Genomic DNA, 11,882 nt, shown 5'->3' with positions numbered 1-11,882 from the left:
CTTCTGGTGGCCGAAGTTCACCGGGAAGATGCTCGACGAGCGGCTCGGGAAGATCACCTTCTGGACGCTGTTCATCGGCTTCCACGGCACCTTCCTCGTCCAGCACTGGCTGGGCGCCGAGGGCATGCCACGGCGGTACGCGGACTACCTCGCCGCCGACGGGTTCACCGCGCTGAACACCATCTCCACGATCAGCTCGTTCCTGCTCGGCCTGTCGATCCTGCCGTTCTTCTACAACGTGTGGAAGACCGCCAAGTACGGCAAGAAGGTCGAGGTCGACGACCCGTGGGGCTACGGCCGGTCACTCGAATGGGCGACGTCCTGCCCGCCGCCCCGGCACAACTTCATCTCCCTGCCGCGCATCCGCTCGGAGTCTCCGGCGTTCGACCTGCACCACCCGGAGATCGCCGCCCTCGACCAGCTTGAGCACGTCGGTCCGAAGGACACCGCCCTTGTCGGCGGCAAGGAGGCCGGGAAGTGAAGTTCCAAGGCAGGCTGTTCATCTGGCTGAGCATCTTCATCCTCGCCGTCGCCGTCCTGTACGGCGTGTGGTCGAAGGAGGCGGCCGGTACGACCGCGCTCTTCCTCGCTTTCGGCCTGAGCATCATGATCGGCTTCTACCTGTCGTTCACGGCCAAGCGGATGGACGCGCTCGCCCAGGACGACAAGGACGCCGACGTGGCGGACGAGGCCGGCGAGGTCGGCTTCTTCTCCCCGCACAGTTGGCAGCCGTTCGCCCTGGCCGTCGGTGGGGCGTTCGCCTTCCTCGGTGTGGCCATCGGCTGGTGGCTGCTGTATTTCGCGGCTCCCCTGATCCTGGTGGGTCTCTGGGGCTGGGTCTTCGAGTACTACCGCGGTGAAAGCCGCAACCAGTAACACGAGCACCGGCGAAAAAGGGCCCGGACACTCCGCGAGGAGTGTCCGGGCCCCTCGTTTGCCACACTCGTCGCGCTGAAAAAGGCGAATCTTCATACCGTGGTCGCATGAACCACACGCCACGCATCCGCACCGTTCTCGGCTGCACCCTGCTGCTCGTGCCCCTCGTGGCGGGCGCGGCTGCGTGCAGCATCGGTGGGACGACGGACAACAGCCAACTCTCCGACAGCCCCTACGACGCGGCGGAACAGATCTCCTTCAGCTCCCCCTCGGGCCGCAAGACGGACCCCGACAAGCCGCTGGAGATCACAGCCAAGAGCGACGAGGGCCGGATCACGGACGTCACGGCCAGGGACACAGCGGGCCACTACCTGGCGGGCGAACTCAGTGCCGACGGCACGCGCTGGCACTCCACGGCGCCGATGGCGGCCGGCGCGCGGTACACCGTGAAGATCGCGACCGAGGACGACGACGGCGCCCCCGGCGCCCGTACGCTCAGCTTCGACACCTCGGCGGCCAAGAAGTTCCTGAAGGTCAAGTTCGGACCCAAGGGCGGCACATACGGGGTCGGGCAGCCCATCACGGCCGAACTCAGCGCGCCCGTGAAGGCCAAGGAGGCCAGGGCCGTCATAGAAAGAGCACTGAAGGTGACTTCCGTGCCCGCGGTCGAGGGCGCCTGGCACTGGGTGGACTCCAAGACCCTGCACTACCGGCCCCGGCAGTACTGGCCGGCGCACGCCACCGTCACGGCGAGCGGGTCACTCCAAGGAGTGAAGGTCACCGGCAAGCTCTACGGCGGGGCGGTGAAGCCGATCAAACTCACCACCGGCGACCGCATCGAGGCCGTCGCCGACGCCGAGACGCACGAGATGACGGTTCTGCGCAACGGCGAAGAGATCAACACCGTGCCGGTGACGACGGGCAAGCCGGGCTTCTCCACCCGTAACGGCATCAAAGTGGTGCTGGGCAAGGAGTACTTCGTCCGGATGCGCGGCACGAGCATCGGCATCGCCGAAGGCAGCGGTGACTCCTACGACCTGCCTGTGTACTACGCCACACGGGTGACATGGAGCGGGGAGTACGTCCACGCCGCGCCGTGGTCGGTCGGCTCGCAGGGCTCCGCCAACGTCAGCCACGGCTGCATCGGCATGTCCACCAGCAACGCCGAGTGGTTCTTCGACACCGTCCGCCAGGGCGACCTCGTCAAGGTCGTCAACAGCGGCGGCGACGACATGGAGCCCTTCGGCAACGGCTTCGGCGACTGGAACCTGGACTGGGACCAGTGGCGCAAGGGCAGCGTCCTCCAGACGGGCGCGAGGGACGGCGGCGCTCCGGCCGACAGGGCACGGCTCCGGCCGCAGCTCTGAGCCCCCGCTCCGAACGCCATCTCCGAACGCCGGCTCCGACCCCGCCACCGCCCGGGTGGCGGGGGCCCGGAGAGCGGCTCCCCGCTCGGACCGCTCAGACCTTGACCGCGAGCCTCGAACGCAGCAGGGCGGCCAGGGACTGCGCGAAACCGACCGGTTCGACCGGAAGGGTCACCGCGGCCTCCGCACGGCTCCAGGTGGCCAGCCAGGCGTCCTGCGGGCGGCCCATGAGCAGCAGCACGGGCGGGCAGTTGAAGACTTCGTCCTTGATCTGCCTGCACACGCCCATACCGCCGGCGGGCGCCGTCTCCCCGTCCAGCACGCAGACGTCGATGCCGCCCTTGTCCAGGGCGGTGAGCACGGCGGGGAGGGTCGCGCACTCCAGGAACCGGACCGGGGGCACGTCGGCGGCGGGCCTGCGGCCGGCCGCCAGCCGCACCTGCTCGCGGGTTTGCGCGTTGTCGCTGTAGACCAGCACCGTGGCGGTCGGCTGCATTGTTCCTCCGTGACATCAGTGTCTGCGAGGTCTTCAGGGCTTCCAGTGCCATGACCGGGGCCATGAACCGATGCGCGGATGCTACTCCGTCGGACTGCCTGTCAGCACGGGTAATGACGGCTCTTCCATGAGCTGTTCGGGCAGGACACACCCCATGGACACACCGAACGGGGACCCCCGGAGTGAGGGCGGGATAAGCGACCGACATAATGTCGGTCGTGGCGACAGCAACGACAGTAGAAACCGGGCACACGCACCCGTCGGTGAATCGGCCGAACCTCACCAGCGTCGGAACCATCATCTGGTTGAGTTCCGAGCTGATGTTCTTCGCGGCCCTCTTCGCGATGTACTTCACCCTGCGCTCCGTGATGGGCGAGGCGCACTGGAAGGAAGTGGCGTCGCACCTGAACGTTCCGTTCTCGGCGACGAACACCACGATTCTGGTGCTCTCCTCGCTCACCTGCCAGCTCGGCGTCTTCGCCGCTGAGCGCGGTGACGTGAAGAAGCTCCGCACCTGGTTCTCGATCACGTTCGTGATGGGTGCGATCTTCATCGGCGGCCAGATCTTCGAGTACACCCAGCTCGTCAGGAACGACGGCCTCTCGCTGTCCTCCGACCCGTACGGCTCGGTGTTCTACCTGACCACCGGCTTCCACGGGATGCACGTGACGGGCGGTCTGATCGCGTTCCTGTTCGTTCTGGGCAGGACGTACTCGGCCAAGAGGTTCACCCACGAGCAGGCAACCGCCGCCATCGTCGTGTCCTACTACTGGCACTTCGTCGATGTCGTCTGGATCGGCCTTTTCGCCACGATCTATCTGATCAAGTAGCGGGCCAAGCGCCCGACGCGCTTGCACACAGTCCAGAAGCACCGACGCTGAAGATCCTGACACCGGGGTAATCCGTGAAAAAGCTCTCCGCACGACGACGCCATCCGCTGGCGGCGGTCGTCGTCCTCCTCTTCGCGCTAGCGGCCACGGGAGGGCTGTACGCCGTGTTCGCGCCCGCGGACAAGGCGCAGGCCGACACGACCGCGCAGTCGCTCGCCATCACCGAGGGCAAGAAGCTCTTCGCCGTCGGCTGCGCGACCTGCCACGGCATGAGTGGTCAGGGCAGTTCCGACGGGCCGAGCCTGATCGGCGTCGGCGCAGCCGCCGTCGACTTCCAGGTCGGCACCGGCCGGATGCCCGCCCAGCAGCCGGGCGTGCAGATCCCGGAGAAGAAGGTCATCTACTCGCAGAGTGAGATCGACCAGCTCGCCGGTTACATCGCGTCCCTGGGCGCGGGTCCGAGCATCCCGACCTCCTCGCAGTACAGCCCCTCGGGCGCGGACATCGCCAAGGGAGGCGACCTGTTCCGCAGCAACTGCGCGCAGTGTCACAACTTCCAGGGCAAGGGCGGCGCGCTGACCGACGGCAAGACCGCTCCCACCCTCGACGGTGTGAGCGCGAAGCACATCTTCGAGGCCATGCAGACCGGCCCGCAGAGCATGCCCGCCTTCCCCGACACGACCATGCCGGAGAAGCAGAAGCAGGACATCATCGCGTACGTCCACACAGTGGCCGGCGACAACGCGAAGTCGCCCGGCGGTCTGAGCCTCGGCGGTCTCGGCCCGGTGAGCGAGGGCCTGTTCGCATGGATCTTCGGTATGGGCGCCATGATCGCGCTCGCCATCTGGGTCGCGGCCCACACTGCTAAGGCCAAGAAGTCATGAGCCAAGAAGAGAATCCGGAACAGCACCCGGCGGAGAACCTGCCGGACGAACACGGCGCCGGTCACGGCGAGGTCGCGCGTACGGGAGATCCGTTCGCCGACCCCGGGCTGCCGCCCCATGAGCCCCGTATCCAGGACATCGACGAGGCAGCCGCCAAGCGCTCCGAGCGCGCGGTCGCCGGCCTCTTCACGCTGTCGATGCTGGCCACGGTCGCGTTCATCGCCTCGTTCGTGATCTTCCCGGTCGACAAGAACATCTACATCTTCCCGATCGGGCATGTGAGCGCGCTCAACTTCTCCCTGGGCGTGTCCCTGGGAGTCGCGCTCCTCGCCATCGGCGCCGGCGCGGTCCACTGGGCCAGGACGCTGATGTCCGACAAGGAGATGACCGACGAGCGCCATCCCGTCGACGCGGATCCCGAGGTCAAGGCGCAGGTCCTCGCGGACTTCGCGGCCGGAGCCGCCGAGTCGGGCTTCGGCCGGCGCAAGTTGATCCGTAACACCATGTTCGGCGCGATGGCCCTGGTGCCGCTCGCCGGTGTGGTGCTGCTGCGTGACCTCGGCCCGCTGCCGGAGAAGAAGCTCCGCAAGACGCTCTGGGCCAAGGGCAAGCAGCTCATCAACATGAACACCATGGAGCCGCTGCGTCCCGAGGACGTGGCTGTGGGCTCACTGACCTTCGCCATGCCCGACGGGCTGAAGGAGGACAGCGAGGAGTTCCAGAAGCAGATCGCGAAGGCGGCCCTGATGATCGTCCGGCTCCAGCCGGAAGAGATCAAGGACAAGCGCGAGCTCGAATGGTCCCACCAGGGGATCGTGGCGTACTCGAAGATCTGTACCCATGTCGGCTGTCCCATCAGCCTGTACGAGCAGCAGACACACCACGTGCTCTGCCCTTGCCACCAGTCCACCTTCGACCTCGCCGACGGCGCCCGCGTCATCTTCGGCCCGGCCGGTCACGCTCTCCCGCAGTTGCGGATCGGTGTGAACAGTCAGGGCAATCTCGAGGCGCTCGGCGACTTCGACGAGCCCGTCGGTCCTGCCTTCTGGGAGCGCGGATGAGTACTGAGAACGAATCACAGCGCACTGCGCCCGCCGGCGAGAAGATCGCCGACTGGGCGGACGGCCGGCTGGGCATCTACGGCCTGGCCAAGGCCAACATGCGGAAGATCTTTCCGGACCACTGGTCGTTCATGCTGGGTGAGGTCTCCCTCTACAGCTTCATCATCATCATCCTCACGGGTGTGTATCTGACGCTGTTCTTCCACCCGTCGATGAACGAGGTCGTCTACCACGGCAGTTACGTACCCCTCCAGGGCGTACGGATGTCGGAGGCGTTCTCGTCGACGGTGGACATCAGCTTCGACGTCCGCGGCGGTCTGCTCATCCGGCAGATCCACCACTGGGCGGCGCTGGTGTTCCTCGCCGCGATGCTCGTGCACATGATGCGCGTGTTCTTCACGGGCGCGTTCCGCAAGCCGCGCGAGGTCAACTGGCTGTTCGGCTTCCTGCTGTTCGTCCTGGGCATGTTCACCGGGTTCACCGGTTACTCGCTCCCCGACGACCTGCTGTCCGGCACCGGTGTGCGGTTCGTGGACGGGGCGATCCTGTCCGTACCGATCGTCGGTACGTACATCTCCTTCTTCCTGTTCGGCGGCGAGTTCCCCGGCACCGACTTCGTGTCCCGGTTCTACTCGATCCACATCCTGCTGCTGCCCGGCATCATGCTCGGGCTGCTGGTGGGCCACCTGATCCTGGTCTTCTACCACAAGCACACGCAGTTCGCGGGCCCCGGACGTACGAACAAGAACGTCGTCGGCATGCCGCTGTTGCCCATCTACATGGCGAAGGCCGGCGGGTTCTTCTTCCTGGTCTTCGGTGTCATCTCGGTCATCGCCGGCATCGCCACGATCAACCCGATCTGGCTCATGGGGCCCTACCGGCCGGACCAGGTCTCCACCGGCGCTCAGCCCGACTGGTACATGGGTATGCCCGAGGGTCTGGTCAGGGCGATGCCCGGCTGGGAGATCAACTTCGCGGGGCACACCCTGGTACTGGGTGTCTTCATCCCGCTGGTCGTCTTCCCGCTGGTGCTCGGCGCGATCGCGATGTATCCGTTCATCGAGGCGTGGGTCACGGGCGACAAACGCGCGCACCACATCGCCGAGCGGCCACGCAACCAGCCGACCCGCACCGGGCTCGGTGTGGCCTGGCTGGTCTGGTACGGCGTGCTGCTGATGGGTGGCGGCAACGACATCTGGGCCACGCACTTCCATCTCTCGATCAATGTGATCACCTGGTTCGTGCGCATCGCGTTCTTCGTGCTACCGGTCATCGCCTTCATCATCACCAAACGGTTCTGTCTGGGGCTCCAGCGCAAGGACGCCGAGAAGGTGCTGCACGGACGCGAGTCCGGTGTCATCAAGCGGCTGCCGCACGGTGAGTTCGTCGAGATCCACACGCCGCTCGACCAGAGCGACCTGTACAGGCTCACGGCGCACGAGCAGACCCAGCCGGCCGAGCTGGGTGTGACGACCGACGAGAACGGCGTCGAGCGCAAGGTGTCGCCCATCGAGAAGGCCAAGGTGAAGCTGAGCAAGGGGCTCTACGGCGAGAACGCCCAGATCCCCAAGCCCACCGCCGAGGAGTACAACGAGATCACGAGCGGCCACGGCCACCACTGATCCACTGATCCACCCGCTGTAACCCGGTACGAGGCGTCACCACCACCGAGGGCCCCGGCCCGGTCTCCCGAGAGGGAACCGGCCGGGGCCCTCGGCGTTCTGCGCGGCCCTCGGCGCCGATAGGCTTGGCCGCGGCGAAGCGGGCCGCCCGCACAGCCCCGTACCCGTCCGCAAGACACTCAGGAGCAGGCATGAGCGCTGTTACCCCCGTCGGAGGCGACACCGTGGCGGCCCGCACCTGGCCGGGCCTGCTCACCCCCCTGATGCGCGGCGAACACCTGAGCCCCGACGACACGGCGTGGGCCATGGACCAGATCATGAGCGGCGAGGCCACCGACGTACAGATCGCCGGATTCGCCGTCGCCCTGCGGGCCAAGGGCGAGACCGTCGAGGAGATCACCGGGCTCGTACGGGCCATGTACGCGCACGCGCACACCATCGAGATCCCGGGACGTACGGTCGACATCGTCGGCACCGGGGGCGATCTCGCCAAGACCGTCAACATCTCCACGATGGCGGCGATCGTGGTGGCGGGGACCGGCGCCAAGGTCGTCAAGCACGGCAGCCGTGCCTCCTCTTCGGCGAGCGGTGCCTCCGACGTGCTGTCGAGGCTCGGCGTCAACCTACAGTTGACTCCGCAGCGGGTCGTCGAGGTCGCCGAGGAGGCGGGCATCACCTTCTGCTTCGCCGTGACGTTCCACCCGGCCCTGCGCCACGCGGCCAAGGCGCGCGCCGAACTGGGCGCGCAGACCACCTTCAACATCCTGGGGCCGCTCTCCAACCCCGCCCGGGTGAAGTCCCAGGCCGTCGGTGTCGCCGACCGGCGGATGGCGCCCATCGTGGCCGGTGTGCTGGCGGAGCGCGGCAACTCGTCGCTGGTCTTCCGGGGCGACGACGGTCTCGACGAACTGACCACCACGGCCACGTCCACGGTGTGGATCGTCCGGGACGGCGCGGTGCGCGAGACGTCCTTCGACCCGCGCGATGTGGGGATCGAGATCGTCCCCGTGGAGGCGCTCAGGGGCGGGGATCCCGAGTACAACGCCGAGGTCGCCCGCCGTCTGCTGGCGGGTGAGCGGGGGCCGGTGCGCGACGCCGTCGTCCTCAACTCGGCCGCGGCGCTGGTCGCCCTGGACCCGACGGACGCTCCGCTGGCCGAGCAGATCGCCGGCCGGATGACCGAGGCGGCCCGGGCGATCGACTCGGGTGCGGCGAAGTCCGTGCTGGAGCGCTGGGTGAAGGCCAGCACGGCCTGAAACTGTCCGGGATGTGGACCGGGGTTGCCCACGACAGCGGTGGCTGTGTCATGATTTTCGACAGGTCATGAGTGACAGCGACTACGGCCCCGGCCCGCTGTCCGGCAACCCTCCGTCCGTGGCGGGGTGCCCCGGGTGAAGACCAGGCCGCAGGCAGCGAGGTCTGCGGCAAGCGCGGACTCCTGCGTGTCAGGGAGTCCCTTGGTCCGCAGGGAGCTGTTCCGACATGTCCGCATACCCCCAGGCCGCTGTCGCCACCTTCACCACCACTGTCCCGTCCCCGGCCGGGCGTCGCGCCGGGCGCAGCGCCGTGTCGACTGTCGAGTCCGCCGCCGGGGACGGGTCGGGGTCCTGCCCGGACCCGCTCCCGGTGCTCGGGCGCGATGTGACCGTCCCGCTCGTCACCGGTGGCGAAGTCAGCTACGCGGCCCTCGACTACGCGGCGAGCGCGCCCGCCCTCCAGCGGGTGTGGGACGACGTCGCCGCGTACGCGCCGTACTACGGCAGCGTCCATCGCGGCGCCGGCTACCTCTCGCAGCTCTCCACCGACCTCTTCGAGAACAGCCGCGCCTCGGTCGGGCGCTTCCTCGGCTGCCGCCCCGACGACCAGGTCGTCTTCACCCGCTCGACGACCGACTCGCTGAACCTGCTCGCCGCCGTTCTCCCCGCCGGCTGCGAGGTGTTCGTCTTCGAGACCGAGCACCACGCCTCGCTGCTGCCCTGGCGGGAGGCCCGGGTGAGCTACCTGGACGCCCCGCGCACCCCGGCCGCCGCCGTCGCCACCCTGGAGCGGGCCCTCGCGGAACGGGACGCGGACACCCCCGCGCTGGTCTGTGTCACCGGCGCCTCCAACGTCACCGGCGAGCTGTGGCCCGTACGGGAACTCGCTGCCGCCGCGCACGCGCACGGCGCCCGGATCGTCCTCGACGCGGCGCAGCTCGCGCCGCACCACCCGGTCGACATCGCCGCTCTCGACGTCGACTGGGTGGCCTTCTCGGGGCACAAGCTGTACGCGCCGTTCGGCTCGGGTGTGCTCGCGGGCCGCGCCGACTGGCTGCGGGACGCCGAGCCGTACCTCGCGGGCGGCGGCGCCAGCCGTAAGGTCAGCCGCCGCGCGGACGGCGGGGTCGACGTCGACTGGCACACCACGACCGCCCGCCACGAGGCCGGCTCACCCAATGTCATCGGCGCCTACGCGATCGCCTCCGCCTGCGCCGCGCTCACCGAGGCGGGCTTCGACTCGCTGGTCGCCCGCGAACAGCGGCTGGTCGGCCTGGTGAAGGCGGGCCTCCGGGAGGTGCCCGAAGTCAGGGTGCTCTCGCTGTTCGGCGACGACGCGCCGCGCGTCGGTGTGCTGTCGTTCGTCGTCGACGGGTGGAACAGCTCGCACTTCGCCGCCGCGCTGTCGGCGGAGTACGGCATCGGCGTACGGGACGGCCTCTTCTGCGCCCACCCGCTGGTACGGACGCTGCTGGACAGCGACCCGGGCGAGGCGGGGGAGTGCGGCGCCCCCGAGGCGGCGCCGGGCGAGCCCTCGCTGAACGCGATCAGGGTGAGCTTCGGCGCGGGGACGCCGGACGAGCACGTGGAGCGGTTCCTCGCTGCGGTGAAGGAGCTGGTGCGGGACGGCGCCCGTTGGAACTACCGCACCGAGAACGGCCGTTGCGTCCCTGCGCCCTGCTAGAGGCTGCTGCTGGGCGCTGTCCGGTGGCCGGACAGCGCTGGGGTCGCCGCCCGGGTCAGGAGTCCAGGCCGATGGCGAAAGCCGCTTCGAGGTCGTGCTGCGAGTAGGCACGGAACGCCACATGCGTGTCCGTCCTCTCGACTCCCTCGATGCGGCTGATCCCGCCGGGGATGATCTCGGCCAGGTCGTCGTGGGCGCTCACCCGCACCATGGCGATCAGGTCGTACGTCCCGGTCACCGAGAAGACCTCGCTGACGCTGTCCAGCGCCGCGATGGCCTCCGCGATCTCGGGGATCCGGTCGACGCTGGTCTTGATGAGCACGATCGCGGTGATCACGGTTGACGTTCTCCCTCGGTGGCCGCAGTTTGGCCTCCCACCCTATCGGTACGGCGGTAGCGCACCCACGCGTAGAGGAAGCCCGCGCCGAAGCCGACGAGGTGCGCGAGGTAGGCGACCCCCGGCCCCGGTCCCGCGGCCCGCGCCGCCAGCCACTGGAGGACGAACCAGAAGATCAGCACGGCCCAGGCGGGGAAGCGCAGCGGCAGGAAGAAGAGGAACGGGAAGAGGCTGGTGACCCGCGCCTTCGGAAAGAGGTAGAGGAAGGCGCCGAGGACGCCGGAGATCGCGCCCGACGCCCCCACGAGGGTCTGCTCCGAGGTGGCGTTGACGGCCGCGTACCCGAAGAGCGCGACGTAGCCGACGCCGAGATAGAAGAGCGTGAAGTGGACCCGGCCCATGCGCTGCTCGGTCATCGCCCCGAACACATGCAGGAACAGCATGTTGCCCAGCAGGTGCGGCCAGTTCGCGTGGACGAACAGCGCGGTGAGGGGAGTGAGCAGGGCGTGTGGAGAGTTGAAGTCGAGTTCGGCGGGCAGCACCCCCCAGCGCAGGAAGTACGCGCTCTGCGCGGCGAGCAGCGCGTCCCCCTTTCCGTACGCCGGATCGAACCCCGACACCGGGCCGGCCAGGAACGCCAGTACACAGAGACCGGCCAGTCCGTAGGTCGCCACCGGTCCCCGGGTCACCGTCCGCCACATGCTCACGGACAGAGCATGGCGTACCGGGATCATTCGGCAGGGAACGCCTCGCCGCAGTCAGGGAGACCCCCGAGGCCGTAGGGTTGGGCAACCGCCACGGGGAACGCGTACCGCGGCGGGAGACGGCGAGAGACGGCGAGAGGCAAGGAGACGGCACGATGACGACGGTTCCGCAGCCGACGGCGACCACGCGGTGGCGCTGCACGCTGTGCGGCAACCTCACGCGCTTCGATGTGACCCGCTCGTCGAAGGTGGTCGAGTTCGTCCATCTGGACCTGGCCGGGGCACCGAAGGTGGAGGAGCGCGAGGTGGTCAGTGAGACCATCGAGTCGGTCCGGTGCCGTTGGTGCAATGCGGTGGATCAGATCGAGCTGGTGGACAGGCCGGGCGCCGGTTCCTGAGGGAGCCGCCCGAAAGGGTAGTGGGGTGACGGATCGTGGAGCAGCCCGCAAACGGCGCCGAGTCGGCCGGTGCGGCCGGCGGTGACGCCGTCGAGGCACTCGACCGCCCGCTCCCCGAGGGGGTACGGCGCAGGGTCGTGGCCCTGGTTTCGGACGCCTTCGGCGGTCTGACGGTCTCGGAGCTGCCCGCGCAGCTCCGCCAGTATGCCCGATTCACGCCGAACAGACGTGCCAAGTTCGCGGGGAACGCGATGGCCGCCGCGCTGGAGAGCGACCCGCTCTTCCGGCAGCGCATCGGCGAGCGGATCGGCCAGGCGCAGCCCGAGCTCGCGTCGGCGCTGGAGTCGGGGTCGCCGCCGGCGGCCGC

The 11,882-nt window shown here is 68.6% G+C and carries 13 protein-coding genes, 1 pseudogene and 1 riboswitch; of the genes and pseudogenes, 11 read left to right on the top strand and 3 right to left on the bottom strand.

Annotation, left to right across the window (positions count from 1 at the left end):
• The 3 genes from QR77_RS09160 to QR77_RS09150 all read left to right on the top strand — a co-directional run.
• Positions 1-481, top strand: a 481-nt coding sequence (locus tag QR77_RS09160; RefSeq protein WP_040020858.1) for a cbb3-type cytochrome c oxidase subunit I, incomplete at its 5' end; no start/stop codon positions are given.
• Positions 478-876, top strand: coding sequence for a cytochrome c oxidase subunit 4 (locus tag QR77_RS09155; RefSeq protein WP_040020856.1), 399 nt, complete (start codon positions 478-480; stop codon positions 874-876). The genes QR77_RS09160 and QR77_RS09155, both read left to right, overlap by 4 nt.
• Before the next feature lie 107 nt (positions 877-983).
• Entirely contained in the window at positions 984-2,243 is a 1,260-nt protein-coding gene (locus tag QR77_RS09150; protein ID WP_040020855.1) for an Ig-like domain-containing protein, read from the top strand.
• Between the two features lie 94 nt (positions 2,244-2,337).
• On the opposite strand, the gene QR77_RS09145 is transcribed toward QR77_RS09150, so the two are convergent.
• Positions 2,338-2,739, bottom strand: a complete 402-nt coding sequence (locus tag QR77_RS09145) for a hypothetical protein (protein ID WP_040020853.1) — start codon at positions 2,737-2,739, stop codon at positions 2,338-2,340.
• Between the two features lie 209 nt (positions 2,740-2,948).
• On the opposite strand from QR77_RS09145, the gene QR77_RS09140 reads away from it, so the two are divergent.
• The 6 genes from QR77_RS09140 to QR77_RS09115 all read left to right on the top strand — a co-directional run bounded on the left by QR77_RS09140 (position 2,949) and on the right by QR77_RS09115 (position 10,076).
• Complete coding sequence (locus QR77_RS09140) at positions 2,949-3,569, top strand: heme-copper oxidase subunit III (protein ID WP_040020851.1); 621 nt, start codon at positions 2,949-2,951, stop codon at positions 3,567-3,569.
• A 74-nt stretch (positions 3,570-3,643) separates the two neighbouring features.
• Entirely contained in the window at positions 3,644-4,453 is an 810-nt protein-coding gene (locus QR77_RS09135) for a c-type cytochrome (RefSeq protein ID WP_040020849.1), read from the top strand.
• Positions 4,450-5,514 carry a Rieske 2Fe-2S domain-containing protein gene (locus QR77_RS09130; protein ID WP_040020848.1) on the top strand — a complete coding sequence of 355 codons (1,065 nt, stop codon included), beginning with the start codon at positions 4,450-4,452 and terminating at the stop codon, positions 5,512-5,514. Before QR77_RS09135 ends, QR77_RS09130 begins: the two co-directional genes overlap by 4 nt.
• On the top strand, positions 5,511-7,136 hold the full coding sequence (locus QR77_RS09125; protein ID WP_040020846.1) for a cytochrome bc complex cytochrome b subunit: 1,626 nt from the start codon (positions 5,511-5,513) through the stop codon (positions 7,134-7,136). The genes QR77_RS09130 and QR77_RS09125 overlap by 4 nt, the downstream gene beginning before the upstream one ends.
• A gap of 191 nt (positions 7,137-7,327) precedes the next feature.
• Complete coding sequence (gene trpD / locus QR77_RS09120; RefSeq protein ID WP_040020845.1) at positions 7,328-8,392, top strand: anthranilate phosphoribosyltransferase; 1,065 nt, start codon at positions 7,328-7,330, stop codon at positions 8,390-8,392.
• Between the two features lie 63 nt (positions 8,393-8,455).
• A riboswitch (SAM riboswitch) is annotated at positions 8,456-8,573 on the top strand.
• A 45-nt stretch (positions 8,574-8,618) separates the two neighbouring features.
• Positions 8,619-10,076: an aminotransferase class V-fold PLP-dependent enzyme gene (locus QR77_RS09115; RefSeq protein WP_078876562.1), complete on the top strand. Its 1,458-nt coding sequence runs from the start codon at positions 8,619-8,621 to the stop codon at positions 10,074-10,076.
• Between the two features lie 55 nt (positions 10,077-10,131).
• Here QR77_RS09115 and QR77_RS09110 read toward each other — a convergent pair whose 3' ends face one another.
• The gene (locus QR77_RS09110; protein ID WP_040020843.1) at positions 10,132-10,413 is read right to left on the bottom strand and encodes an Lrp/AsnC ligand binding domain-containing protein; all 282 of its coding nucleotides are present in this window, start codon (positions 10,411-10,413) and stop codon (positions 10,132-10,134) included.
• Positions 10,410-11,114, bottom strand: coding sequence for a rhomboid family intramembrane serine protease (locus QR77_RS09105; RefSeq protein ID WP_040020842.1), 705 nt, complete (start codon positions 11,112-11,114; stop codon positions 10,410-10,412). The genes QR77_RS09110 and QR77_RS09105 overlap by 4 nt, the downstream gene beginning before the upstream one ends.
• 158 nt (positions 11,115-11,272) lie before the next feature.
• On the opposite strand from QR77_RS09105, the gene QR77_RS09100 reads away from it, so the two are divergent.
• Both QR77_RS09100 and QR77_RS09095 read left to right on the top strand, forming a co-directional pair.
• Positions 11,273-11,515: a hypothetical protein gene (locus tag QR77_RS09100; protein WP_040020841.1), complete on the top strand. Its 243-nt coding sequence runs from the start codon at positions 11,273-11,275 to the stop codon at positions 11,513-11,515.
• A gap of 35 nt (positions 11,516-11,550) precedes the next feature.
• Positions 11,551-11,882: pseudogene (locus tag QR77_RS09095) on the top strand (RNA-binding protein); the annotation flags it as partial.

This window comes from Streptomyces sp. 150FB, from assembly GCF_000818195.1.
GTDB lineage: Bacteria > Actinomycetota > Actinomycetes > Streptomycetales > Streptomycetaceae > Streptomyces.
Note: the sequence above shows the minus strand (reverse complement) of the source record. Positions and strands in the feature narration are given on the sequence as shown.